At 37.5% G+C, this 22,882-nt stretch carries 31 protein-coding genes; all 31 read left to right on the forward strand.

What is annotated here, in order from left to right:
• Positions 1 to 11: 11 nt before the first annotated feature.
• The 31 genes from F5ESL0263_RS03675 to thiI all read left to right on the forward strand — a co-directional run bounded on the left by F5ESL0263_RS03675 (position 12) and on the right by thiI (position 22,661).
• Positions 12 to 221 carry a hypothetical protein gene (locus F5ESL0263_RS03675; RefSeq protein ID WP_122022731.1) on the forward strand — a complete coding sequence of 70 codons (210 nt, stop codon included), beginning with the start codon at positions 12 to 14 and terminating at the stop codon, positions 219 to 221.
• Positions 222 to 405: 184 nt separating this feature from the next.
• The gene (locus tag F5ESL0263_RS03680; protein WP_122034945.1) at positions 406 to 951 is read left to right on the forward strand and encodes a phage scaffolding protein; all 546 of its coding nucleotides are present in this window, start codon (positions 406 to 408) and stop codon (positions 949 to 951) included.
• Between the two features lie 6 nt (positions 952 to 957).
• Positions 958 to 1,911 carry a capsid protein gene (locus F5ESL0263_RS03685; protein ID WP_122034947.1) on the forward strand — a complete coding sequence of 318 codons (954 nt, stop codon included), beginning with the start codon at positions 958 to 960 and terminating at the stop codon, positions 1,909 to 1,911.
• A 2-nt stretch (positions 1,912 to 1,913) separates the two neighbouring features.
• Positions 1,914 to 2,279 (forward strand): hypothetical protein, encoded by a 366-nt coding sequence (locus tag F5ESL0263_RS03690; RefSeq protein ID WP_122034949.1) that lies wholly within the window; start codon positions 1,914 to 1,916, stop codon positions 2,277 to 2,279.
• A complete protein-coding gene (locus tag F5ESL0263_RS03695) occupies positions 2,279 to 2,644 on the forward strand; it encodes a hypothetical protein (RefSeq protein ID WP_122035607.1) in 366 nt (121 codons plus the stop codon). The genes F5ESL0263_RS03690 and F5ESL0263_RS03695 overlap by 1 nt, the downstream gene beginning before the upstream one ends.
• On the forward strand, positions 2,641 to 3,081 hold the full coding sequence (locus F5ESL0263_RS03700) for an HK97 gp10 family phage protein (RefSeq protein ID WP_122034951.1): 441 nt from the start codon (positions 2,641 to 2,643) through the stop codon (positions 3,079 to 3,081). Before F5ESL0263_RS03695 ends, F5ESL0263_RS03700 begins: the two co-directional genes overlap by 4 nt.
• On the forward strand, positions 3,078 to 3,485 hold the full coding sequence (locus F5ESL0263_RS08725; RefSeq protein ID WP_233558448.1) for a DUF6838 family protein: 408 nt from the start codon (positions 3,078 to 3,080) through the stop codon (positions 3,483 to 3,485). Before F5ESL0263_RS03700 ends, F5ESL0263_RS08725 begins: the two co-directional genes overlap by 4 nt.
• Positions 3,486 to 4,916 carry a phage tail sheath C-terminal domain-containing protein gene (locus F5ESL0263_RS03705; RefSeq protein ID WP_233558449.1) on the forward strand — a complete coding sequence of 477 codons (1,431 nt, stop codon included), beginning with the start codon at positions 3,486 to 3,488 and terminating at the stop codon, positions 4,914 to 4,916.
• Positions 4,917 to 4,933: 17 nt separating this feature from the next.
• Entirely contained in the window at positions 4,934 to 5,416 is a 483-nt protein-coding gene (locus tag F5ESL0263_RS03710) for a phage tail tube protein (protein ID WP_122034953.1), read from the forward strand.
• Between the two features lie 13 nt (positions 5,417 to 5,429).
• On the forward strand, positions 5,430 to 5,855 hold the full coding sequence (locus F5ESL0263_RS03715) for a hypothetical protein (protein ID WP_122034955.1): 426 nt from the start codon (positions 5,430 to 5,432) through the stop codon (positions 5,853 to 5,855).
• A gap of 199 nt (positions 5,856 to 6,054) precedes the next feature.
• Positions 6,055 to 9,021 (forward strand): tape measure protein, encoded by a 2,967-nt coding sequence (locus tag F5ESL0263_RS08705; RefSeq protein WP_233558450.1) that lies wholly within the window; start codon positions 6,055 to 6,057, stop codon positions 9,019 to 9,021.
• Positions 9,022 to 9,041: 20 nt separating this feature from the next.
• Positions 9,042 to 9,725 (forward strand): hypothetical protein, encoded by a 684-nt coding sequence (locus tag F5ESL0263_RS03730; RefSeq protein WP_233558451.1) that lies wholly within the window; start codon positions 9,042 to 9,044, stop codon positions 9,723 to 9,725.
• On the forward strand, positions 9,722 to 10,771 hold the full coding sequence (locus F5ESL0263_RS03735; RefSeq protein WP_233558452.1) for a hypothetical protein: 1,050 nt from the start codon (positions 9,722 to 9,724) through the stop codon (positions 10,769 to 10,771). The genes F5ESL0263_RS03730 and F5ESL0263_RS03735 overlap by 4 nt, the downstream gene beginning before the upstream one ends.
• Positions 10,756 to 11,079: a DUF2577 domain-containing protein gene (locus F5ESL0263_RS03740; protein WP_122034959.1), complete on the forward strand. Its 324-nt coding sequence runs from the start codon at positions 10,756 to 10,758 to the stop codon at positions 11,077 to 11,079. The genes F5ESL0263_RS03735 and F5ESL0263_RS03740 overlap by 16 nt, the downstream gene beginning before the upstream one ends.
• A gap of 1 nt (position 11,080) precedes the next feature.
• Entirely contained in the window at positions 11,081 to 11,545 is a 465-nt protein-coding gene (locus F5ESL0263_RS03745) for a DUF2634 domain-containing protein (RefSeq protein WP_233558453.1), read from the forward strand.
• Positions 11,535 to 12,683 carry a baseplate J/gp47 family protein gene (locus F5ESL0263_RS03750; RefSeq protein ID WP_122034963.1) on the forward strand — a complete coding sequence of 383 codons (1,149 nt, stop codon included), beginning with the start codon at positions 11,535 to 11,537 and terminating at the stop codon, positions 12,681 to 12,683. The genes F5ESL0263_RS03745 and F5ESL0263_RS03750 overlap by 11 nt, the downstream gene beginning before the upstream one ends.
• Complete coding sequence (locus F5ESL0263_RS03755; protein WP_122034965.1) at positions 12,676 to 13,224, forward strand: putative phage tail protein; 549 nt, start codon at positions 12,676 to 12,678, stop codon at positions 13,222 to 13,224. The genes F5ESL0263_RS03750 and F5ESL0263_RS03755 overlap by 8 nt, the downstream gene beginning before the upstream one ends.
• Before the next feature lie 14 nt (positions 13,225 to 13,238).
• Positions 13,239 to 14,981 carry a hypothetical protein gene (locus F5ESL0263_RS03760; protein WP_122034967.1) on the forward strand — a complete coding sequence of 581 codons (1,743 nt, stop codon included), beginning with the start codon at positions 13,239 to 13,241 and terminating at the stop codon, positions 14,979 to 14,981.
• A gap of 23 nt (positions 14,982 to 15,004) precedes the next feature.
• Positions 15,005 to 15,439 (forward strand): hypothetical protein, encoded by a 435-nt coding sequence (locus F5ESL0263_RS03765; RefSeq protein WP_122034968.1) that lies wholly within the window; start codon positions 15,005 to 15,007, stop codon positions 15,437 to 15,439.
• A complete protein-coding gene (locus F5ESL0263_RS03770; RefSeq protein WP_122034970.1) occupies positions 15,430 to 15,735 on the forward strand; it encodes a hypothetical protein in 306 nt (101 codons plus the stop codon). Before F5ESL0263_RS03765 ends, F5ESL0263_RS03770 begins: the two co-directional genes overlap by 10 nt.
• A gap of 9 nt (positions 15,736 to 15,744) precedes the next feature.
• Positions 15,745 to 16,158 (forward strand): hypothetical protein, encoded by a 414-nt coding sequence (locus tag F5ESL0263_RS03775; protein ID WP_122034972.1) that lies wholly within the window; start codon positions 15,745 to 15,747, stop codon positions 16,156 to 16,158.
• Positions 16,151 to 16,315 carry an XkdX family protein gene (locus F5ESL0263_RS03780; RefSeq protein ID WP_122034974.1) on the forward strand — a complete coding sequence of 55 codons (165 nt, stop codon included), beginning with the start codon at positions 16,151 to 16,153 and terminating at the stop codon, positions 16,313 to 16,315. Before F5ESL0263_RS03775 ends, F5ESL0263_RS03780 begins: the two co-directional genes overlap by 8 nt.
• Complete coding sequence (locus tag F5ESL0263_RS03785; protein WP_122034976.1) at positions 16,287 to 16,679, forward strand: hypothetical protein; 393 nt, start codon at positions 16,287 to 16,289, stop codon at positions 16,677 to 16,679. The genes F5ESL0263_RS03780 and F5ESL0263_RS03785 overlap by 29 nt, the downstream gene beginning before the upstream one ends.
• Before the next feature lie 12 nt (positions 16,680 to 16,691).
• The gene (locus F5ESL0263_RS03790) at positions 16,692 to 16,970 is read left to right on the forward strand and encodes a hypothetical protein (RefSeq protein WP_122034977.1); all 279 of its coding nucleotides are present in this window, start codon (positions 16,692 to 16,694) and stop codon (positions 16,968 to 16,970) included.
• Between the two features lie 39 nt (positions 16,971 to 17,009).
• Complete coding sequence (locus F5ESL0263_RS03795) at positions 17,010 to 17,330, forward strand: hypothetical protein (RefSeq protein WP_122034979.1); 321 nt, start codon at positions 17,010 to 17,012, stop codon at positions 17,328 to 17,330.
• 1 nt (position 17,331) lies between these two features.
• The gene (locus tag F5ESL0263_RS03800; RefSeq protein WP_122034981.1) at positions 17,332 to 17,877 is read left to right on the forward strand and encodes a peptidoglycan recognition family protein; all 546 of its coding nucleotides are present in this window, start codon (positions 17,332 to 17,334) and stop codon (positions 17,875 to 17,877) included.
• 82 nt (positions 17,878 to 17,959) lie between these two features.
• On the forward strand, positions 17,960 to 18,631 hold the full coding sequence (locus tag F5ESL0263_RS03805; protein WP_122034983.1) for a hypothetical protein: 672 nt from the start codon (positions 17,960 to 17,962) through the stop codon (positions 18,629 to 18,631).
• 61 nt (positions 18,632 to 18,692) lie between these two features.
• The gene (locus tag F5ESL0263_RS03810; protein ID WP_122034985.1) at positions 18,693 to 19,052 is read left to right on the forward strand and encodes a hypothetical protein; all 360 of its coding nucleotides are present in this window, start codon (positions 18,693 to 18,695) and stop codon (positions 19,050 to 19,052) included.
• Between the two features lie 211 nt (positions 19,053 to 19,263).
• Complete coding sequence (locus F5ESL0263_RS03815; RefSeq protein ID WP_122034986.1) at positions 19,264 to 19,950, forward strand: hypothetical protein; 687 nt, start codon at positions 19,264 to 19,266, stop codon at positions 19,948 to 19,950.
• A gap of 329 nt (positions 19,951 to 20,279) precedes the next feature.
• On the forward strand, positions 20,280 to 21,437 hold the full coding sequence (locus F5ESL0263_RS03820; protein WP_122034988.1) for a cysteine desulfurase family protein: 1,158 nt from the start codon (positions 20,280 to 20,282) through the stop codon (positions 21,435 to 21,437).
• A 6-nt stretch (positions 21,438 to 21,443) separates the two neighbouring features.
• Complete coding sequence (gene thiI / locus F5ESL0263_RS03825) at positions 21,444 to 22,661, forward strand: tRNA uracil 4-sulfurtransferase ThiI (RefSeq protein ID WP_046306689.1); 1,218 nt, start codon at positions 21,444 to 21,446, stop codon at positions 22,659 to 22,661.
• Positions 22,662 to 22,882: the final 221 nt, after the last annotated feature.

Here is a 22,882-nt window from a genome sequence, read left to right on the forward strand (position 1 = left end):
GAGGGCATATCATGAACCCACGAAAAATGACGATTAAAGAAATTGATCAGCATTTCTATGGCAGGAACGTGAAGTTCACTTTAAAGAATGGTAAGCATAAAACGATATTTGTTGAGGACATTTTGAATGAAGATGATGATGAGCCTGAGCTTACTTTCATTGGCGGGACTTTAGAAGACGAGATAGGCATTTCTGATATTGTTAGTGCAGTACCAGTATAGGCAGAGCAAGCAGAAAGCATATAGAATTTTTAAGGAAGTCAGAGATTGGCTTCCACTAATCAAATAAATAAAAAGCAGCATAACAGCTGCTTTTTATTTTGCCCTGAGCATGGCGTAAAAAGGCTTATTTTTTATACCTTGATTTGTGTTCGCCACACGTAAAAGAAGCGAGAGAGGACAAATTATGAAACGCGAAGAACTAAAAAAATTAAATTTAACAGATGAACAAATTGATAAGGTCATGAGCTTACATGGCGCTGATGTTGAAAGCATGAAGTCTAAATCTGAAGAACTGAGCAAGACCAATGAGTCGTTGCAGTCGCAAATTGCTGAACGAGATAAAGATTTGAAGTCACTCAAAAAGCAAGCAGGAGACAACGAAGAACTCAATAACCAATTTAAAGATTTGCAATCCAAGTATAAGCAGGACACAGAAAACCTATCAAAAGAATTGCAGCAAACTAAACTCAATAGCGCGGTAGACAGTGAATTAGGTAAAGCCAAGGTTCGTAATACTAAGGCAGCTAAAGCTCTGCTCAACATGGACGAAGTAAAACTCAACGACAAAGGAGAAGTAGAAGGCTTAGACAATCAAATTAGTTCATTGCAGAAAACAGATGGCTACTTATTTGACCAGGGTAACAAAGAACCATATCAGCCACAAGGTGGTGGCGGTAATACTGATCCTGATCCAATAGCGGCCATGACTAATATTTTTAAAGGAGAATAAAAGTAAATGGAAGCAATAGTTAATTATGCAGACAAGTATCAAAAAGCAGTTCAAAAAGGATTTTATGATGGTCACTTATTTACCAGTGATCTATGGTTATCTCCATCTAATAAATTGATTGATTTTGATGGGGCAAAACACATTAAAGTCCCAAGACTGACAATACTAGAAGGTCGAAAAGACAGACAAAGACGTAAAATTACGGATATTAAAGCTAATTACAGCAATGATTGGGACAGTTATGAGCTCACTAATGAGCGTTATTGGGAAACCTTAGTTGACCCTCACGATGTAAATGAAACTAACTACGCAGTTACAATTGCTAATATTACTCGTCAATTTAATTTGGACGAAAAAATGCCTGAAATGGATAAGTATATGTTCAGTAAACTATTTTTAGAGAAACAGACTAAAGATGGTGGCAAAGGTATTACTACTGATACGTTGGATGAAAAGAATATTTTGACTGCTTTTGACAATATGATGACTGACTTTGATGAGGCGCGAATCCCTAGTCAAGGCAGATTTCTTTATGTAACAACTAAAGTTAATGCGATGTTGAAGAGAGCAGAAACCATCAATAGAAGTTTAGTGCTAAAAGATCCTAATAACATTGATCGTTCTGTTCATAGCTTAGATGATGTATCAATTATTGTTGTACCAACTGATTTAATGCAAACAGCGTACGACTTTACGGTTGGTGCCAAAACCATCGATGATTCTAAGCAAATTGATATGATGCTGATTAGTAATGGGGTTCAAATTGCACCAGAAAAATATAATTTTGTTGGGTTTGATGACCCAATGGCAATTAACAGTGGTAACTGCCTCTACTACGAAAGTTCATATAATGATGTTTTATTGCTTAACACTAAGACAGCCGGTATTCAGTTTGTAATTTCAGATAAAACAGCTCCGCAAGCACCATCAACTAAGACAGCAGCTAAAAGCGGGAAGTAAAAATGAACGATGAAAGAAAAAAGGAGATTAAAGATAAGGTCACCCAATTACTGGGTGATAAAGCAAACACCAATCTGATTGATTTCAGTGTGGATAGAGTTATCCAATCCGTAGCAAACTTTACCAACATTCCCGTTGATGAACTGCCACCAGAAATAGATAGCACCATTACAGCAATGTGTTTACAGTTAATTCAAACACACGAATGGACTAATTCTAGCAGTGATGTAGTCAATTCAATCAGTGAAGGAGACGTATCGGTTAACTTCGGATCACCTGCTGAAATATATGCTCAGATACAAAAGCTTAACCCTATTACGGATGACTTCATCAGTGATTTAATCCATTTTAGGAGACTACCACAATGATTAACGCATTTAACAAGTTAAAAGATATAGTCCCGATTTTATGGACTGATAAGGTCACTATTCAAGGGACAAAGAAAGTGGTTAATGAGCACCATATAACCACCAGTGAACCAGTGACGGTTGTTACAGATGAACCGGCTAAGGTGATATTGAAAGGACTAAAAAACAGTGAGCAGTCTTTTTTTGGTACAGACGAGTATGATGCAACGCTATTGCTCAGAACAGGAATAGATGTACCAGCAGGTGCCACAATAACAGTGACAGATGTTAATGGCCAAACTACCAAGTATAAACGGAGTAGTAAGGGCTATTCTGGCTATGTAAGCCATCAAGAAATAGCTATGACAAGGGATGAAAAAGCATGAGCGCATTTGGAGATTTCGACAACAGTCAATTTGAAGAGTTTGCTAAGCATGTCAATGCGGAGATATCGGGTGGTCAGCTTAAAAATGAGGTCAAAAACAGTGTGAGAAATGTCGGTGAAACGTATAAGCGTAATGCTGAAAGCAGGACACCGGTTCAATCTGGTGACTTAAGAAGAAGCTGGCAACTCAAAGGACCATTTTTTGCAGGCTCTGATATTACGGTTGAATTGAGAAACAGCAAAAACTATGCTTCATTCGTTGAAAATGGACATAGGCAGACACCTGGTAGATATGTACCGGCAATTGGTAAAAAGCTAAAAGCTAGTTGGGTTCCTGGTCAACATTTCTTGCAAAAGGCAACAGAAGAAACCAGAGGACAGGTTCCGCAATTGCTTACTCCTGTGATGAATGACATTTTACGGAGGTTAATGGATTGATAATTATTGAACGTATTGCTGACGAGATAGCACGGCTATTCCCTGATGCAACAATTTATACTGAAAATCAATCAGACGGTTTTGAAGAGCCGTCTTTTTTTATAGAAAAAATTGATACGTCGTCAGCGGCAGAACAGTTTGACAGGCAGTTACGCAAGTATGCATATCAGGTGGTTTATTTTCCTAATCCAGAAAATCCAAAAATGGATATGGAACGAATGGAAGACTACCTGCTGAGTGGACTTTTGGAGTTAAGGAACTATGCACCACTTCGAAACAAGAAACTAATTCAGCAGAAAGACAATACCTTGGTTTATCAATTCGAAGTTTGGGGTAGATTTTACCCAGATAAAAAAGATGAAATTAAATTACAGAATCAAGAAGTGAAAGGACAAATTAAATAAATGAGTTGGAAAACACAGAATAAGCGCCGTCCTGGTGCCTATATTAACGTTGTTGGTAAAGGCAATAACAATAATGGCGCAGATATTGGGCGGACATTGCTACCAGTTAGCACACAACTTAACTGGGGAGCAAAAGGGATTATCAAGCTAAACAGTGACTCAAATTTCAAGGCGTTGCTTGGACATGATATTGACGAACCAGAACTACAAACGTTGCATGAGGTACTCAAGGGTGCAAATACAGTCCTATTGTTAAATAACAATGATGGTACTGCTGCTAAGGCAACGGATGCCACATTACCATGGACAATGACTGCTAAGTATCCTGGTACACTAGGTAATAACTTGCATGTAATTGTTGAAAAGAATGATAACAAGGTGACTGTATCAACACTTTTTGGCACAAAGGTGGTTGACCAACAAGTAATTAACGTTGATAAGCCGAATACGCTATTTGACAACGATTATGTCAGTTTTAAGTTGACTAGTGAAATGACACCTCAGCCACCATCATCAGGCAGTGATGGCAATGACAGTAATGGTAGTGATGGCGGTAAAACTACTAGAGCAAGCAAAGCACCAGTAGTAATGGCATCTAAGCTGGATCAGTTATCAAGTGACGTGACTGTTGATTTGACAGGTGGGACAACATCCCCAGTTAAGATTAGTGACCTGCTTAATGATGCGCTTGAAACAGAAGACTATGACGTAGCTACTACGGCAGGTTTTCCAGTTGATAGTCCGCTACACAAGCAATTAGTTGATGAGATTAAACATCTTCGTGAGGACAACGATATTAAGGTTCGTGGTGTTATCCCTTATACAGGTGACAAAGTTAACTATGAGGGTATTTCTACCGTGGCGAATGGTGTTGTTTTAGGGGACGGCACAGAATTAGATGCCACAGTTGCTGCAGGGTTCTTTGCAGGAGCATCAAGCTCAGCCGATGCAGCTAAATCATTGACTTATGTTGAATATCCAGATGCTATCAGTGCATATCCTAAATTCAGCAATGACCGGACAATTGAAGCTTTGGAAAATGGTGAAATTGTCTTTACGACCAAACGCAACGAAACGGTTGTAATTGAACAGGATATTAATTCTTTGAACAAAGTAACTGCAGAAAAGCCAGTCTTCTTCAGCAAAAACCGTGTAGTTAGAACAATGGACACAGTTGTTACATATGCTAAACGAACTTTTGAAGATATGTTTATTGGAAAAATCACTAATAATGCAGCTGGACGTGATTTGTTCAAGGCCAACATAGTCAGTTATTTGCAGGGGTTGTCGGATGCCGATGTAATCAGTGACTTTAAAGAAGAAGACATCACAGTAGAAGCTGGAACTGACCGTGACTCAATTTTGGTTAACTTAGCAGTAAAGCCTTTAGATTCAATGGAGAAGCTTTACATGACAATGGTCGTTCAATAATTAGGAGGTAAAAATAAATGGCAGATGAAACAGTAAGTTCAGCTAGTTTTTTAAATGGGCGTGACACCATTTCAACAAAAGACGCGAAGGTATATGCCACTATTAATGGGCAGATTATTCCGCTAATTGAATGTAATGAATTCAGCGCTAAGTTGGAGAAAAATAAAGAAAAAGTATCAACACTTGGCAGTCATTGGGTTCACAAGAAAGTCACGTCTGTTGAAGGTACGGGGTCATTAGGCGGCTACCTTATCAATTCAAACTGGACAAAATATGCTTTGCCGTATGTTCAGGGTGGCAAGGACTTGTATTTTGAAATCACTTTTACAATTAATGATTCGACTAGCCGAGCAGGCGAGCAAACAATCCAATTAGGTGAGGTCAACTTAAACGACATTCCTTTTGCAGATTTCAAAGCAGATGATGGCGTTATGCAATGGAAGACGGATTTCACGTTTGAGCAAGTAAACCTAGTTACACCATTTAGCGGATTAAATTAATAGGAGAAAACAAATGACTAAAGAATATAACGTTAATGACTTTTTGGCTGAAAATGTTAAACAAGAAAGAATCACTAAAGAAATAAAAATTTCTGGTTATAAGAAACCTTTTGTTATCCAAAGTGTGACGTCCGAAGAGTTTGATGAAATGCAAAAGCAAGCCACCCGAGAATTGATTAATCCAAAAACTTATCAAGAAGTCTCCAAGACGGATAATAGTAAGTTCGGTGACTTGTTAATTGAAAAAGCAGTAGTAGTTCCTAACCTACACGATGAAAAGTTACAAAAGAGTTGGGGATGTTTAGCTGAGCCAGCTAAATTATTAAGAAAAATGATTCCTAAAGCTGGAGAATATGGTGATCTCATGGAGGAAATTCAAAAAATATCTGGATTTGATGCGGATAAATTAAGTAACTTTGTCGAACAGGCAAAAAATTAATAGAGTCCAATAGGGACTTTAATTATTGCTATTACGTTATTAATGAGTATCACTGGACACCTAGTCAATACGCTCAACTGTCTTTGAAAGAAAAGGCAATAGTACAGGCTTCGATTGATATACGGGTTAAAGCTGAAGAAAAGGCACAGAAAGAGGCAGAACGTGAAGCTAAGAGAAACAGATAGAAAGGAGGAAAAACATGGCAACAATTAGTGGAACGCTCCGTATCAATGACGCGTTCAGCAATACGTTAAACCGTTTCAACGCAGGTATACAACGTAGTGTTGCTGCGACTAATAGACTTAAGTCCACACTAAATAGTGGCAATAACAGTATGAATGCTCTAGGTAACAGTGCCAATAAGGCTAATGTGGGCTTGCGTCAGATAATAGCAGGTTCTGCATTTGGAAGCATGATTAGCAATGCAGCTAGTGCTGCGTCTAATGGGATGAGAGCATTTGTGGGCGAATTGAATGAATCAACTATTGCTTGGTCTACTTTTGAAGGAAACATGCGCCAAATCGGGAAAAGTCCTACAGAAATCAATACAGCTAAAAATGCTTTGCAAAAATTTGCGCAAGACACTATTTATTCATCGGCAGATATGGCATCAACTTATAGCCAACTAGCTGCAGTAGGTACCAAAAATACTACACAGTTGGTTAAAGGATTTGGTGGCTTAGCTGCTGCTGCAAATGACCCTAAGCAAGCAATGAAAACCTTGTCGGAGCAGGCTACGCAGATGGCTGCTAAGCCCATGGTGCAATGGCAAGATTTCAAACTGATGCTTGAGCAGACCCCAGCAGGTATGGCCGCTGTTGCCAAAACCATGGGAATGGACACTAGGCAACTTTTGCAAGCTGTTCAAAATAAAAATGTTAAAACTGAAGACTTCTTAGCAGCGATTGCTAAAACTGGTACTAATGCCAATTTCAGTAAAATGGCTACAAAGTATAAAACAGTCGGTCAGGCTCTTGACGGTTTGAAAGAAACATTAGCCAATAAAGTTCAACCACAATTCAAGAAACTAAGTGATATTGCTATACAGTCAATTAGTAATATTACTGATAAATTAGGTGGTATCGACTTTGCATCTGTAGTAGATAAATTGATTAATGGCATTAATAGAGCAAAAAAAGCTACTAGTAGTTTTTCTAAAGGATTTTCAAGTCAGTTTGGCCAAAATCAATTTAAAAATATAATTGGACAAATTGGAAGTAGTCTTAGAACGTTATCGAGCGGTCTATCTAACAATCAAGGGATTAATAGCGTAATGTCTAATCTTGGACAGGGTATAGGCAAATTTGTTTTTGACATGGCAAAAGGTATCGCTAATATAGCTCAAGCAATATCACAAATTAATCCAAGTACGCTTAAAGCGCTAGGGGCAGCATTTGTTGCTTTGAAATTTGGAACAAATGGACTAAAACTAGCTGCTATTGCAGCAGGGTTAAAAGTCATTAGTTCACTCGACCCTGGTCAAATTCAACACCTAGCTACTGCTATAACTACTTTAGCAAGTGCTTTTGTGGCATTTAAAGGGGTCAGTGCAATAGGTGGATTTTTAACAAATGCTATATCTAGCATCACGAGTGTTTTAAGTTACATACCAGCTATTATTGGAACACTTACAGGACCAATTGGTTGGGTACTAATGGGTATTGGTGTTCTAATAATCGGAGCTATCAATGCTTGGCAAAACAATATACTTGGCTTTAGAGATAGAATGCAAAATTTGTTCAGTAATTTTGGCAATATCACTGCACCACTAAAAAGTGCTTTTAGCGGACTAGGAGAAGCACTAGCACCTGCGAGTGGCGCATTATCTGTCTTCGGTAAAGTATTAGGCGGAATTAGTGTTACGGCTATATATGGCATTGCTATTGCCTTAGGATTATTAGCTGACAAAATGACAAGATTAGTTAGAGTGTTATCTATTGGAGCTAATTCAATTAGAGGTGTTGTTGATGGATTTGGTACTGTTGGATCTGCTGCTAAAGATTTATTTACTGGCAATTGGAGTTTTAGCGGAGCTAAAGGGGCAGCTAGAAACCAAATAAAAGACTTTGAGAACATAGGGGATGCATTTAGTCACTTAGGCGATCATGAAGCTACTAACGGAGTAATTAAATCACTGCAAGGGATAGATATGCAGGCTAAGAAGACTAAAACAAGTCTAAACTCCATAAAGATGCCCGACATAGCTACTAATAATAAGACTATGTTTAATATGAGTAATGTTAATGCTCAAAAAGCAAAACTTTCCAAATCAAAAGTAGAAATTCCTGCAGCATACAAAATTAACTCTTCTTCTCTTTTAAAAACAAAAGTGAAGGCAGATGCTACTCCTGCTGAAAAAGATATGCAAAAACTATTTAGCGGAGCAGGAAACAACAAGATTAAGTTAAATGTACAAAAGCCTAAAGTACCGACTCCAACATCTCCTAAGATGAAGCCTATTAAAGTTAAAGTTGCCAAGCCTAAAGTGCCAACACCAGCAATGCCTAAAATGAAGACTGTTAAAGTTAAGGTGGCTAAGCCAAAGGTTCCACAGCCGACAATGCCAAAACTTAAAACTATACCAGGTCCAAAAATTGGCAGGGCTAAAACTGGTGCATTTTTGGCAAGTGTATCCTCAGCTATTAATCAAGCTGCAGCAATTGCGCAATCAGGTGTTGGCCCTATGTTTAGTGCAGGGGCAATGATTGGACAAGGATTAGCAGCAGGTATGCAATCAGCAGTTGGTGCTGTAGCTGCTGCTGCAAATGCACTGGTTGCTCAGGCAGACAGAGCTGCACGTGCTAAGGCTAAGATCCACTCACCATCAAGGCTATTTGCTGAAATTGGTGGGTTCTTAGGTCAAGGTATGGCAGTAGGTATGGATAGCACACAAGGACTAATTGCAGATTCGAGTGCTGCCATGATTGCCACAGCAACTCCAGATGATGTAGGTATTAACTACGGTTTTAACGGCACAGCTAAGAATTTAGTTGGAGCCAAATTTGGCGGAAATAGTTCAAGCACAGACGACCATAGTTCAGCCATAACCATTGAAAGTGGTGCTATTCAAATCAATAGTACTGGTAGTGCTGAATATGATGCTGATATGCTTTTAGAAGCAATTGAAAACAGAATAATGTCTCAAAGCGAAAAAGCTCTGAGTTAAAAAGATAGAAGGTGATATTAATGGATGGTTTTGGTATTTTCTTGACAGATTATAAGACGAGTAAAACTATCCAATTGCCGGTTAACCCGGCTGAATTAAAGCTCAAATACGAAGGAGACAACTCTAGTCAATCAGTTGTTAACCTTGGTGAGATTAATCGGCTGGGCAACTTAAAGTTGGTTGGGACAACAATAGAAAGTACACTTCCGTGTGATGTGACTACATATGTTGCAGATGATAATTTGCAAGAGCCACAATTCTATATTAATTTCATTAAGAAAATTCAAAAAGCAAAGGGACACATGCAATTAGTAGTTGCTAATACAAAAATCAGCATGCCGATGACTATTGAAAGTTTCGAATATGGTTTTGCTGATGGCTATGATGAAGAGTATGTTTACACATTGGAATTAAAACAATATCGTGAGTTTGCAGCTACTAAAGTTTCTAAATCAAAAAAGAAGAAGAAATCTAAAAAAGGTAAAAAGCGGATTTCTCCACCCAAGAAATTTGGAGTGGGCTCAAGCGTTGTAGTTAACGGCAGGTTGTATATGGATTCAAACGGCAATGGACCTGGAGCATATGAGAAAAACGCTAAGCGTCAAGTAATCAACATTGCTACGGGTCATAAGTATCCTATTTGTGTTGGTATCAATGGTGCGGCACGTGGCTGGGTTAAGAAAAGTGATGTGAAAAAAGCATGATAACAATATTTGAGTTAGTGCGTCGCAGTAATCTTTATCGAAAGTCTAAAAAGAACGGCAAAGGGACTACTTACGATATGCGTGAAGTAGTGACAAACGTTAAATGGATAACCGACCTTAACTTTAGTGCTGGTGAATTGTCTTTTGACTTAATCCAAAATGCTCATCCGATAATTCCATACTCAGGAGACATTATTAAGTTCAAATGGGACAGTAGCAAAATTTTTTACGGATATGTTTTTAAATATGCCGTCAAAGACGACAATACAGTCAGTGTCACATGCTATGACAAAGAGCGCTACTTGAAAAACCAAGACTCAATTGTATGGCAGTCAGGCACTATTGCCGATCGTTTTAACAATGTCTGCAAACGTGCAGGAATTAAACATAAGGTAGTTAATAAACCTACTCACAAGGTGGCAGCTGAAGTATGCGACGGTAAAACATACTTTGATATGCTCAAGAGTGCTATTACTAAGACAAAGACAGCAACTAAGCACATGTATTATGTTTATTGCAACTACGACACGGTAGAGCTACGTAGAGCACCGTATAAGAAACTGAAAATTATAATTAGTAGTAAGTCCGCAATGACGGGCTTTTCTTATGCCGTTGATATTAATAATACAGCCAACGTGGTTAAAGTGATCCAAAAAGACACGAAAAAAGCTAAGTCGAAATCAGCCACCGCCAAGCAAGACGACCCTAAGCATACCAGTTTTAAATCAACTAGTGCAAAAGGTAAATCAACGGAGCAATGGGGCAAATTGCAGGTTACTGTAAACAAAAAGAACAAGGCTAACCATGCACAGATGGTTAAGCAAGCAAAAGATGAGCTACGTAAGCGCAATAAAGCTAATAAAACATTGACCATTGACTGTATTGGCAATGTTGACCTTGTTGCTGGAAATGCAGTAACAATCAAAATCAACGATATTAATAAGACGTTGAAGAATTGTCCAATATTAAAGGCGGAACATAATTTTGGTACTGATTATACGTGTCATTTAACAATGAAAGTAGGTGCGGAATGGCTGGAGAACTAATAATTGAAATGCTAAAAAACCGCGGTGGCAAAGACAGTGATTATGCTGATGTTGTCTATGGCGAAGTAATCAGTGATAAGCCGTTGAAAGTACAACTATCAAACAACATGGTTATTGATGACAATTTTATTGTCTTAGGTAGACACATTGGTAAATACAAGGTAACTGGTAAAGGCGAAGTAAATGGGCAGAAGATTAGTTTTAAGAACTTAGAAATAGACAATAGCCTTAAAAAAGGCGACAAAGTAACCATGATTCGCATGGATGGTGGTCAGCAATTTTACTTATTCGAACGAGAGGAGGGCTAGAATGGACGAAGACAGCAACATCATCGTTACTGAAGATGATGACAATGATATTGAACTAGAAGACAATGATGTTGATACCGAAGAAGATGACGATGAAGTCCTGGAAGATGAGTCAACTTTGACGTTTAAAGTCGAAAATGGACGAATTCGAGGCAAGGTTGACGAACAGGCAGCTATGGTTCAAGCAATTGACAAAATACTTCAAACTGAACGTCTAGTTTATCCTATATATTCTGAGCAATATGGTAATGATTTTAATGATTTAATTGGGAAAAGTATGGGTTACGCCAAAGTTGAAGTTGACCGAATGCTGAAAGAGGCATTACTAGCTGACGACCGAGTTACTGATGTTCAAATTGATGAAATAGAACAGATTAGCCGTGACACCTTGCAAGTTAAAGGTACATGTTTCACTGTTTTTGGGAAAATCAATATAGATAGTGAGGTGAGCGTTGATGAATCCTGATGAATTAGCTGCTAATTATATGGCGCAAGATTTTGAATATTGGCTTAATCTGATGCTAGATAATGTACCAGATGATATTGACCAGCGGGTGGGCTCAATTATATATGATGCAGTAGCTCCTGCAGCTATGGTAATGGCACAACAGTCACTGTCATTAGCTAATATTGTCAAGCAAACTTATATCAAGACAGCTCAAGGCCAATTTCTTGACTACAGAGCAGCTGAACACGGCACAGCCAGATATGCAGCAACCCAAACGGAAGTTAAGGCTAAATTTTTAGATTCAGATGGTAATCCAATTAATAACGTACAGATAGGCGACCAATTCGCAAGCATTGGTGAAACGCCTATTTTTTATACTGTTAAAAAAATCAATGATGATTTAACCGGAGAATTAACTGCCGATGACCCGGGAACGACGGCCAACTCTTACATTGGGCAGATACTGCCAGTAACCAGTAACGACAGCCTGTCATGGGCAGAAATTACTGAAATAGTTGCTCCTGCTCGCGATGAAGAAACAGATGACCACCTGCGTGACCGTTTATTAAGAGCTGATGACTGGATCGCCTATGGTGGTAACATTACAGACTATTTAGCTATGCTTGCAAAAATAAGCGAAGTTGGCGCTGGACAGGTTTATCCAGTCTGGAATGGCGCGGGCACTGTTAAGCTTGTTATTGTTGACAATAATTTAATGCCTGCTAGTGCCGACTTAGTTAAAAAGGTTAAAAACATAATTGATCCTACTGACAATGAGAGTCAAGGTTATGGCTTGGCTCCAATCGACCATCAAGTAACTGTCGTTGCACCAACACCTTTGACGGTTAACATAGCAGCAACAGTTAACATTGAGGGTACACATAGTGCAGACCTAGTTAAAGCTAAGATTAAGACCGCCATCGAAGAGTATTTCAAGTTGCTAAGACAGAGCTGGAACAATATTAATGCAAAGACTGGACGAGGTTACTCTCAAACAATTTATCGCTCCAAAATACTGTCACAAATTATGATGGTTGACGGGGTAATCAATGCATCTGTTCCAACTTTGAACGGTACCGACCAAGATATTGCGCTAGTGTTTAACAATCAAACATCACAACTGCCAGTTTTAGGGGAGGTAAAGTTAGATGGCTAACAATCTAATGGACTATCTACCCGACTATTACGATGGCGTCTATGAAATGGAAGCTATCATGCATGCTCAGGGTGACGTCTTAGACAGGGCAGAAAGTGAACAGTTTCGACTGCTTTTAAACCAGTTCGTCACGCAGACAGATGCCAAGGGGATTTCAGTTTTTGAAGACCAAGTTGGCATTAAGCCTGCTCCAAATGATGATTTAGAGACAAGGCAAAACAAGGTACTAATGCGTTTATTGCCACCAAGACCAATTACTATTGGCTACTTGCGTGACTTATTTGCGACCCTTAAAATTCCTGCGACAATCACAGTTATTCAGAGAGATGCAATAGTAGAAGCTAAAAGTGCCGAAATTGATAGTAGCCAAATTGAAAATATTAAGTATCTGCTTAACATCTACCTCCCTGCTAACATGATTTATGAAATCAGAGTTGCACTAAACAGAGCAGAAATATCAAATGATATCAAAATTGGCATTGGCACGTGGTCTAAAGCAACAACTACAGCGCAAGCTAATGTGTCTCAATTTAAAAACTAGAAAGGAGTGGTAATTTGTCAAAATATAATAAGACGATATTAACCAATGCAGGGCTTGATTTAGCTGCTAGAGCCAGTTCTGGAAAAGCAAAGTTCACAATTACCAGAGCAGCTACTTCAACCGAAAAACTAGCAGATAAGAGTATAAGTGAGCTGCAAAAACTAACCGCACTGCCTAGCCTGATGCAATATGGCGAGATTAACAATGTAGCTGATTCTGCCCAAGATAAAAATATTGTCATTGGTACAGAGTTGATTTTTAACAATAAAGATTTGACTACGAGTTACAATGTCAACACTGTTGGGCTTTTTGCTAAAGAAGATGGCAGCAACAAAGAGATTCTTTACGCATTAACTACTGCGGCTGAGCCTGAAACGATGCCTGACTTTAAAGATAAGGTATTGTTCAAATTCAACATGACCATGTTTGTGGTAGTTGGCCAAACTGATAATGTATCAGTCAATGTTACAGATAATGGTGTAGTTACACAGCAACAGTTGTCCGATATTATTGATAAGTTATCGACTAAAGAAGATTTGGCCAAGATGCACAAGGATAGCAATGATCTAGCGATGCTTGCAAATCCCGATAGCATAGTATCCAATCAGACAACTAACTTGGATACTTTCACAACAAAAGGAATCACCAAATTCCAAAATGCACAGTTATCGTCAGCTGGTTACATGCAGGCATTTGACCAGTCAACCACTGGACTTAATGGTTGGATTTTTAACATCTACAGCAACGATAGTGCTAGCTATATTCAGATTGTGCATATTACTAACACTGCATATAACCAAGGTGCAATGTATTTCTTACGGTCAAAAGCAAATGGAACTAGCACAGAGGATTTTGCAAGGTTATCTACAATAAAAGACCACGCTCAATTCTTCTCCTTAACGCAAAGGGACGCTAAAGATGTTGTTGCAAGGGATGAAAACAAGAGCTTCAATCCTGATAACGTGGTTGATTCGGGTGTACACCGCATTAGTAGCACTAAAATCAATGCCAAGTATGACGTGACAGACCCGAAAGATGCTAACAGTGGCTATAGCTTTTCAGGCTTTTACTGGGGATGGTTATTTAATTTAAATTTTGATGACAGCCCAACCAGTAATGCTGTCTATCAACTGCTAGTGATTAATAGTGGTATATATTTCCGCGAAATATCTGTTAAAACCAATGATTTCCCAGCTTTCAACAGTTTCAGCTTTGCCAAAGATATTGCCAATCTTCAAACAGCGATTGCTAATGCGGGCTCGGTAAAAACTATTGGCGGCAAAAAGCCTGACGATAAAGGTAACATCAATTTGTCATCTTTCGAGAATCCCGACTTCGTTTACAAATACAAAGACACGCTTGACGTTGATAAAGCCACTACACCAGGTATCTATTCGTTGATGGATACTACATTGACATGCTCAATTAACACTAATGCGCTAAGTGCAGTTCCAGGAAACACAGACGGTACAACATATACAGGATATTTGGTTGTCTATAAGCACGATGCTGCCAACATTACGCAAGAGTTACGGATCTATACAGGACGGACAGTTCCAGATTTTACTATTAGTACAAGAGGCATCTATGGCAATGGTAAATATCGTCCTGACTTTCGACGATTAATCAGCGACTACGATTATAAGAACATCATTGGTTATATTGATGGCAAAGAAGTAGTACATCAATGTGCTGATTTAACAAGCGGTATTGCTTATTCAAAAGCAAATCCGAACATAATTGTTGTAACACCTTAATAATAGTAGAAAGGGGATTAATTATGCTGCAAATGAACGGTAAAGAAGTTAATAATCTGATTATGGCAGGTCAACAATTTTCAGCTGTTAAAAGCTCTTTGATTGGTGTTAATGTCCAAACTAAAAAAGGGCAAAAAGTATACTATGTTGGCGATGTTGCATCATCTGCAACAGGACGACTTTCAATTGGTTCTGTTTTCAAAGACGAAATAGTGCCAGTTAAACAATGCCTATTTTTGACTAAAACAGCTAAGCCTGAGGATGGAGAATATTGGGTTCAAGTTCAAATCAGTTTTTCGAGTGAAGGAAATAAGGTTATCTATGCTTCAACGCCATGTTATATGCGGTTGTCAGACGTAGTCATCCAAAGTGAAAGTGGGGGGGTAAATAGTCCCTCCTATGTACTATTCATATATAAATTAGAAGATATGAGGGAGGTGACTCCTTCATGTCGCTAATGATGAACGGTAAAGAAGTTAATCACTTAATTATCAGCGGAGAACAATTTGATAAAAGCTATACTGCTGGAGTTAAGGCTAAGGTTATTTCATCAATGGCTTGGATAGGTTCAGTAAAAAAGAACGGAACAATTGCTAATGGTACTGTTGGAGGAGGCGGATATGCCAAATCACTTGGCGATATTGTAACTGTAATTGGTATATATAAAAATGCAGCTGCAATACTGACAGATGACAGGGAGACTATTAATTTTGGAAGTTGGATATCATTGAACGATATTGAATTTATAGATTAGGAGACAAAAATGACAGAAACAACGAATACAGTTAATCAAGACAATAGCGGTGCTGATGTAGCACCTAAAGATGATGTGAAAGGTTTCATTCAAGTATATAAATCAACTGATGAAAATCCTTGCGAGGTTTGGTTCGCACCTCGAGATGCAGAAATTATCCGACCTTATACGCAGATACCACCAGACCCCGATTTGAAAGATCCAAAATTCGATTTTATCAATTATAAGTGGTTAGACTTAGGCGGAGCAACACAGGCTCAGAAATTAAATAGCTTAGCAGAAAAAATCGAGAGCTTGCAACAAGATGTGGCTGATGGAAAAGTTAACCAAGAAGAAATTAATCAGAACCTTGGCACATTAACTGATTTAGTATCGGCAGTAGCAGGTACTTTTGATACGGAAGAGGGCACTAAAAATGAATAAGACTGAGCTTTTCAAAAGTGCGTATATCTACCTATATAAAAGGGGTGTCTACGACAAAGCCAAAGTTGCTAGCTTTGTTGGCAAGACTATTGATGCTGCTGCGTATAAAGAGATTACAGGTGATGACTATGTTGACCAAATTGAAACAGCTAATTAGAAATGCTGACAACAATTTTAACCAATTACTAATAGGGGTGCTAATCATATTGATTGGCATTTTTTTATGGGCGGACAAGAATTATTTCTTTTGGCCACCTCAACTTCGTCCACTAATGAACAGTGAATGGTCGGATATCATCTTTATTATTTTAGGCATATGTTTATTTTGTACTGCTTTAACAGGTAATCGCAGTAGACGATTTCAAAGCATCTTGCTGATAGTCGCAAGTGCAGCTGTGGCCATGATGCTGGTTGAGCAGTTATGGCATGTGTTGTTTGCACATAAAATTGAAATGATTATGGCAGTTATCTTAGACGCAGGGCTATTAGTAATGCTTATCAGGTGTGCATATAAAAATTAAGGGGGCGATCACTTGCGCGAATTATCAAATTGGATACAAGTGTTCGCTGGCGCAATTAGTACGTTAATAGCTGCTGTTGCGGTGTCACACAAGACCAACAGAGCAGACTATGATGCCATTATAAATGAGCATAAGTCGGAACGAGATGAATTAAAGAAGGAGAGGGACGAATTTAAAAAAAGCTATTACGAAGAGCGAGAATTGAGAACTAAAGCAGAGAACGAAGCTCTTGAATATAAAACAAAATGCAAAATTTTAGCTAAAGAGTTAAAACGAAAAAATGAGCACTAAGACAATGTCTGAGTGCTTTTTATTTGAAAGGAATTGGAAATGACGAATTTATACATAATTATCGGACTGGTGTTATTAGCATGTGGAGCATGGACACTTTACTACAAAAAGCACCCGTCAAAAAGCAAGATAGTTAATACAATTAGTCTTTATGTTGAAACGGTTAAAAAGCTAACTATTGTCTTTGTACAATTTGCTGAAAAAACTGATTTAACGGGTGAGCAAAAAATGCAAAAGGTTATTGATAAGGTGACACAAACTTTGAAAAAACAAGGCTTGCCAGTACCAGACTATGTAATAGATTTGATTAAAGCATTTGCAGAGCAGGAAGTAGCAAATATTAAAAAGGAGAACAAATAATATGAAGAGAAATTATAAATATGCATTATCTGACAACGAAGGTAGCTCACATTTAGCAAAGCGTAACTTTATCGTGGCTCACTCAACCGCTACACCAAATGGTGAAGCTTGGGCTGTAGCTAGAAATATGAAGACTGGCATTAATACTAGTCAAACCTATGTCCACTTAGTTATTGATGATGAAAATATCTATCAGGTCGGCGAAGTTGGCTATGATGCATGGGGTGCAGGTATGCCGGCTAATAGTATGGCACCAGTTCAGATTGAGCTGTGTGAGTTTACCAATCATAAGCGAGCAATGAAAGCCTATAAGCACTACGTTAACTGGCTACGTTGGTCTGCTAAAAAATATGGTATTCCTCTAACTTTAGACAACGACAAGCCAACAGGAATTAAGACACATGCTTGGCTAGTTCAACATGGATACAGTAACACTAATCATACTGATCCATGGGGTTATTTGACCAAACTTGGAATCAGCAAGGCGCAATTTGCCAAAGACTTGAAAAAGGGCTTTAGTGGGAAAAACATCAAAAATACTAAATAATAATCAATAAGCCACTCTGGAGCGTTGCTCTGGGGTGGCTTTTTTTGGTGCTATAATTAAAGAAAAAGTGAGGTAGGTATATATGAAAAATAAAAAATACTGGTGGTGGGGAGTATATGTAGTCTCTATTATTATAATATTTAGTTCTTCATTTTTAAAAAAATATAATTTAATTTTTGAAAGGGTAGCGTTTATTAGAGGAGGTTTAGTGCTTTTTATTAGCATCATATTCCTTTTACAAGTGGCTTATTTTAATAAAAAAGAACAATTCAATAAAGACTCCCTTTATATATTTTTAAGTTGCAATATACCATTATTTCTATTATCTATAGTATTAGTTATTGTGGCAATTTTTCCAGACACACACAAATTTTTAAAAGATTTAGCATTTTTTTCAGCTTTTATAATTATTATTCTTTCAATTTATTTTTGGATTATTTATTTATGGCGTTGCAATAAAACGATTGTTGAAATTAGAAAAGATAAGTACCTTTTTTCAATTAAAATGATCAGATTAATGCTAAATGCAACATTAGTTTGTTTTTCAGCTACTGTAATTATTCGTTTTCTCCCTAACAAACAAATTGTTTTAAAATCAGTATATCAAGTTATCAATGTTCTTATAAATGCCATGTACCCTTTTATTGATATGTATGTTTATGTCCGTTCAGAAATTGACAAATTTGATAAGCAGGAAAAAGAGAAAATGACTAAGGAAACGAATGGGAAAATAAAGAAAAAAGTTAAACCATAAAATTGCTTTTTTATCACTTAGGTTTTACAATTATACCAAACTAATGTTTGGGCGATGTGCAATGACCAGAGAATTTGACAAACGAGTAGATGATTTTTTTAGGACATATCAAGATCGTGGCATGAAGAAGTGGCAGGGATTTATGCTAAGCGATTTTACTTCTAAAGTTGGTAAGATTGACAAGGAACGCGCACAGGTTTATGAAAAAAAGAAACCAATGTCTCTTGAATCAATCAGTGAAATATTGATGATTGCTTATGCTAATCATAGATCAGTATCAGTACAGTTGAAGCAGGTTGATAATGACGATAAATTCTTGCCTGATATAGTTGGTACCGTAGATGGCTATCAAGTTGACCATGTAGTTATTTCGGGTGAATGGATTGAGTTGGAAGACATTAATAATGTAGAAATAGATTAAAAGAGTAGTTAATAAAACCACTCTTTTTTGTTTTAAATATTTAGCATGGATAAAACTAGATTTAAAAATACTAATATTTCAAAAATTATACCATCACTGTTTAATTTGAAAAGGTCACACATTTGGCTTTCAAATAATGTAGAATAAAATTATAATGACAAGAGATTTTTAAAAGACTAGCTTTCTTTTGAAAGGATTTAGGCAAGAGACAATGATTACTTTTATCATAGTAGTACTAGATTTTTGTGTAACGGGTTCTATTATTTACATGTTATACCATGACTATAGACTTAAAAAGTCAGGATCAACGGAAAAGCCACTTAAAAAGAAGTGGCAATATTGGCTAAGTATATTTGCGCTATTTTGTGTAATAGGTGTGGCAGCATCTTTTGATAATACCGATACTACTGCTCAAAATGAAAATAGCAGTGATACAGCACAATCAAAAAGAAAAAAGAAAAGGCAGAAAGTTGCAGATAAAAAAGCTGCTCAAACTGTTAATGATGACGATTCTGAAGACGGCAATGGTGAAATTGACTCTAAAGAAGCAAATACTAACATTGCTATGCTGTTAAGGGATGATCAAAAGGATGCCACAAAAGGAAAAGAAAAATATGCTTATGCACTATATCTTAAAAATATAAAATACAACAAAGACAGCGTAGAGGTTCAAGTTACTAACGACTTCTTTAATCTTACAAATGATGAAAAAGATATTGTTGCCGAAAGAGTTCAAGGCGTAGTTGGAGCTGGTATTTCCATGACTGACAGTAACTATGAACCAAAAGATGACCAAGAAGGATATTATTTAAGCTTTTATTACAGCAAAATAGCTGTAGGACATTCAAAAATGTCAGACTCACATGAATATAAGTGGTACAAGTCAGCTAATAAATAAAAACACGGGGTCTGATGTTAACTGTTATAAGTTTGGTAAATGGTCATTATGGTGATAAGATAGTCTTAAACATGGATATGAACTAATCACGGCATTCATGTAAGCTTCTTTTAGGCAACAATATGCTATAATCTTTCTAAGATTATGAGATATATGAAGTAGGCAGGTCTAGCAAATTGCTAGAGCTGCTTTTAAGTGTAAAAGGGACAAAAAAGGGACAAAAATAATAAATTATCTGGGAAATTTTTGGAATTTTATGGAAGATTATGGAAGTAAAAATACTAATATATCAGCATAAATTAAGATATAAAAGGGGATGAACAAAACAAATGATATATTTTGACAACAGTGCCACCACTAAAATTGATCCTTCAGTTTTAGCCACTTATGATCAGGTTGCGCAAACAATTTGGGGTAACCCATCAAGTTTGCACAAATTAGGTGATCGGGCGTTTCAATTATTGGAGAGTTCACGAAAACAAATTGCTAACTTATTGGGTACGCAAGCAGATGAAATTTTCTTTACTTCAGGTGGAACTGAATCAAATAATTGGGCTATTAAAGGAACGGCTTTTCAAAAACGTAAATTTGGCAAGCATTTAATTACTTCTAGTGTTGAACATGCTTCTGTTACCAATGCTTTTAATACCTTAGAGTACTTAGGCTTTAATGTTACGAGATTGCCAGTGGATAAAGAAGGTAGAGTTAATGTCAATGATTTGCGTAACGCAATTGATTCTGATACAACTCTAGTTTCAATTATGGGTGTTAACAATGAAATTGGTACCATTCAGCCAATTGAAGAAATTAGTGATTTACTATCTAATTATCCAAATATCATGTTTCATGTTGATAATGTGCAGGCATTAGGTAAAAATATTTGGCCACGTGTTTTTACGCCACGTGTTGATTTTTCAAGTCTATCTGCGCATAAGTTTCATGGCCCTCGTGGTACTGGTGTTTTTTATAAAAAAGAAGGCAAAATGATTGCTCCGCTCCATGATGGTGGAGGACAAGAAAAGAGCCTTCGTTCAGGTACTGAAAACTTGCCTGCAATTGCTGCAATGGCGAAAGCAATGCGTCTGATTTTGGATGACGAACCTGAAAAAGCGGCACGTGAAGAGGCAATTAAGGCGAAAATTGTTAATTACTTGCAAGATAAACCTGGTATTACAATTTTTTCACCAGTTTCAACTGGCTTTGCGCCACATGTTCTTTGCTTTTCGCTTGAAGGTATTCGAGGTGAGACTCTCGTTCATACGCTCGAAGATCATGATATTTATACTTCAACAACGTCTGCTTGTGCTTCAACTAAAGTAGATGAAGCAAGTACTTTGATTGCAATGAATGTTGATGACAAAATAGCTACAAGTGCAATCCGCATGAGTTTTGATGAAACTAATACACTGGATGAAGCAGATGAATTTATTAAAGTTTTTGATCAAATTTATCGTCACTTCGCTCAGATAAATCATTTAGGAGAGTAGTTTTTAATGGAATATACGGAAATTATGATTCGCTACGGCGAGCTTTCAACCAAGGGAAAGAATAGGAAGGACTTCATTGGTCGCTTAGCAGGAAATGTAACTAAAGTTCTGCGTGACTTTCCGCAAGTCGAAATTCATCCCAAGCATGATCGCATGCATATTGTTTTAAATGGTGCACCATTTAAACAAGTTGATCAACACTTAAAAAAGGTTTTTGGTATTCAAACCTATTCCCCAACGATTAAGACTGAGAAGACTTTAAAGGATATTGAGGAAACGGCGTTAGCCTTAATGAAGGAAACCTATCACGAAGGGATGACTTTTAAGGTTAATACCAAGCGTAGCGATCACCATTTCACTTATGATACCAACGAATTGAATTTAATGGTTGGTGACTATTTGTTTGATCACATGTCCAACCTAAAAGTTGAAATGAAGCATCCCGACATTGTTTTGAGAATTGAAGTTCGTCAAGATGCAGTTTACATCTCTGATGAGTTGCTTCATGGTGCTGGCGGAATGCCGGTTGGAACGGGTGGAAGAGCAGTAATGATGCTTTCCGGTGGAATTGACTCTCCAGTTGCTTCCTACTTAGCATTAAAACGTGGTGTTGACATTGAAATGGTTCATTTTTATAGCCCACCATACACAACTGAGAAGGCTTTGAATAAGGCAAAAGAGTTGACTGGAATTTTGGCAAATTATGCTGGTCGAATTAATTTTATCGCTGTCCCATTTGCTGAGATTCAAGAAACTATTAAAGAAAAAATTCCTGAAGGCTACTTGATGACAGTTCAACGTCGTTTCATGTTAAGACTTGCTGATTTGATTCGCGAGAAGCGTAAGGATTTAGCGATTTTTAACGGAGAATCTGTTGGTCAGGTTGCTTCACAAACATTGGAATCGATGGCAGCAATTAATGATGTGACGACTACACCTGTCCTTCGTCCTGTTGCAACAATGGATAAGACAGAAATTATCAGTTTAGCTGAAAAAATTGGCACTTTTGATTTGTCAATTCAACCGTTTGAAGATTGCTGTACTATTTTTGCGCCACCACGTCCAAAGACAAAACCTAAAATGGATAAAGCACGTGAATATGAAGCTAGACTGGATGTCGATGGTTTAATAGAACGTGCACTTGATGGTATTGAAGTTACACCAATCTATCCAGATGAGAAATTCCTAGCTAATAAAGCTGAGGAAGATACTGCATTACTGTAAAAAACATGCTATAATGGCAACAAAGTAATAATCAAGAGGTATTAATCTTATAAATAGAGAAAGGTCCATTGTTGGTGAAAGACCGAAGGAAGATTAGTTGGTAGCTTGATTGAAAACTGATTAGCTGAACTGGTAGTAAGCTAGTCCGGTGATTTGCCGTTATCATGTTTTAAGAGAGGTAGGACATCGTCTTACCTAACTTAGGTGGTACCGCGGTTAAT

The organism is Lactobacillus sp. ESL0263 (genome assembly GCF_003692845.1).
Classification (GTDB): domain Bacteria; phylum Bacillota; class Bacilli; order Lactobacillales; family Lactobacillaceae; genus Lactobacillus; species Lactobacillus apis.

Excerpts from the sequence above, each read along its gene's own strand:
- F5ESL0263_RS03675 (WP_122022731.1), top strand. The coding sequence starts at position 12 with ATGAACCCACGAAAAATGACGATTAAAGAAATTGATCAGCATTTCTAT.
- F5ESL0263_RS03680 (WP_122034945.1), top strand. The coding sequence starts at position 406 with ATGAAACGCGAAGAACTAAAAAAATTAAATTTAACAGATGAACAAATT.
- F5ESL0263_RS03685 (WP_122034947.1), top strand. The coding sequence starts at position 958 with ATGGAAGCAATAGTTAATTATGCAGACAAGTATCAAAAAGCAGTTCAA.
- F5ESL0263_RS03690 (WP_122034949.1), top strand. The coding sequence starts at position 1,914 with ATGAACGATGAAAGAAAAAAGGAGATTAAAGATAAGGTCACCCAATTA.
- F5ESL0263_RS03700 (WP_122034951.1), top strand. The coding sequence starts at position 2,641 with ATGAGCGCATTTGGAGATTTCGACAACAGTCAATTTGAAGAGTTTGCT.
- F5ESL0263_RS03705 (WP_233558449.1), top strand. The coding sequence starts at position 3,486 with ATGAGTTGGAAAACACAGAATAAGCGCCGTCCTGGTGCCTATATTAAC.
- F5ESL0263_RS03710 (WP_122034953.1), top strand. The coding sequence starts at position 4,934 with ATGGCAGATGAAACAGTAAGTTCAGCTAGTTTTTTAAATGGGCGTGAC.
- F5ESL0263_RS03715 (WP_122034955.1), top strand. The coding sequence starts at position 5,430 with ATGACTAAAGAATATAACGTTAATGACTTTTTGGCTGAAAATGTTAAA.
- F5ESL0263_RS08705 (WP_233558450.1), top strand. The coding sequence starts at position 6,055 with ATGGCAACAATTAGTGGAACGCTCCGTATCAATGACGCGTTCAGCAAT.
- F5ESL0263_RS03730 (WP_233558451.1), top strand. The coding sequence starts at position 9,042 with ATGGATGGTTTTGGTATTTTCTTGACAGATTATAAGACGAGTAAAACT.
- F5ESL0263_RS03735 (WP_233558452.1), top strand. The coding sequence starts at position 9,722 with ATGATAACAATATTTGAGTTAGTGCGTCGCAGTAATCTTTATCGAAAG.
- F5ESL0263_RS03740 (WP_122034959.1), top strand. The coding sequence starts at position 10,756 with ATGGCTGGAGAACTAATAATTGAAATGCTAAAAAACCGCGGTGGCAAA.
- F5ESL0263_RS03745 (WP_233558453.1), top strand. The coding sequence starts at position 11,081 with ATGGACGAAGACAGCAACATCATCGTTACTGAAGATGATGACAATGAT.
- F5ESL0263_RS03750 (WP_122034963.1), top strand. The coding sequence starts at position 11,535 with ATGAATCCTGATGAATTAGCTGCTAATTATATGGCGCAAGATTTTGAA.
- F5ESL0263_RS03755 (WP_122034965.1), top strand. The coding sequence starts at position 12,676 with ATGGCTAACAATCTAATGGACTATCTACCCGACTATTACGATGGCGTC.
- F5ESL0263_RS03765 (WP_122034968.1), top strand. The coding sequence starts at position 15,005 with ATGCTGCAAATGAACGGTAAAGAAGTTAATAATCTGATTATGGCAGGT.
- F5ESL0263_RS03770 (WP_122034970.1), top strand. The coding sequence starts at position 15,430 with ATGTCGCTAATGATGAACGGTAAAGAAGTTAATCACTTAATTATCAGC.
- F5ESL0263_RS03775 (WP_122034972.1), top strand. The coding sequence starts at position 15,745 with ATGACAGAAACAACGAATACAGTTAATCAAGACAATAGCGGTGCTGAT.
- F5ESL0263_RS03780 (WP_122034974.1), top strand. The coding sequence starts at position 16,151 with ATGAATAAGACTGAGCTTTTCAAAAGTGCGTATATCTACCTATATAAA.
- F5ESL0263_RS03785 (WP_122034976.1), top strand. The coding sequence starts at position 16,287 with ATGTTGACCAAATTGAAACAGCTAATTAGAAATGCTGACAACAATTTT.
- F5ESL0263_RS03795 (WP_122034979.1), top strand. The coding sequence starts at position 17,010 with ATGACGAATTTATACATAATTATCGGACTGGTGTTATTAGCATGTGGA.
- F5ESL0263_RS03800 (WP_122034981.1), top strand. The coding sequence starts at position 17,332 with ATGAAGAGAAATTATAAATATGCATTATCTGACAACGAAGGTAGCTCA.
- F5ESL0263_RS03805 (WP_122034983.1), top strand. The coding sequence starts at position 17,960 with ATGAAAAATAAAAAATACTGGTGGTGGGGAGTATATGTAGTCTCTATT.
- F5ESL0263_RS03810 (WP_122034985.1), top strand. The coding sequence starts at position 18,693 with ATGACCAGAGAATTTGACAAACGAGTAGATGATTTTTTTAGGACATAT.
- F5ESL0263_RS03815 (WP_122034986.1), top strand. The coding sequence starts at position 19,264 with ATGATTACTTTTATCATAGTAGTACTAGATTTTTGTGTAACGGGTTCT.
- F5ESL0263_RS03820 (WP_122034988.1), top strand. The coding sequence starts at position 20,280 with ATGATATATTTTGACAACAGTGCCACCACTAAAATTGATCCTTCAGTT.
- thiI (WP_046306689.1), top strand. The coding sequence starts at position 21,444 with ATGGAATATACGGAAATTATGATTCGCTACGGCGAGCTTTCAACCAAG.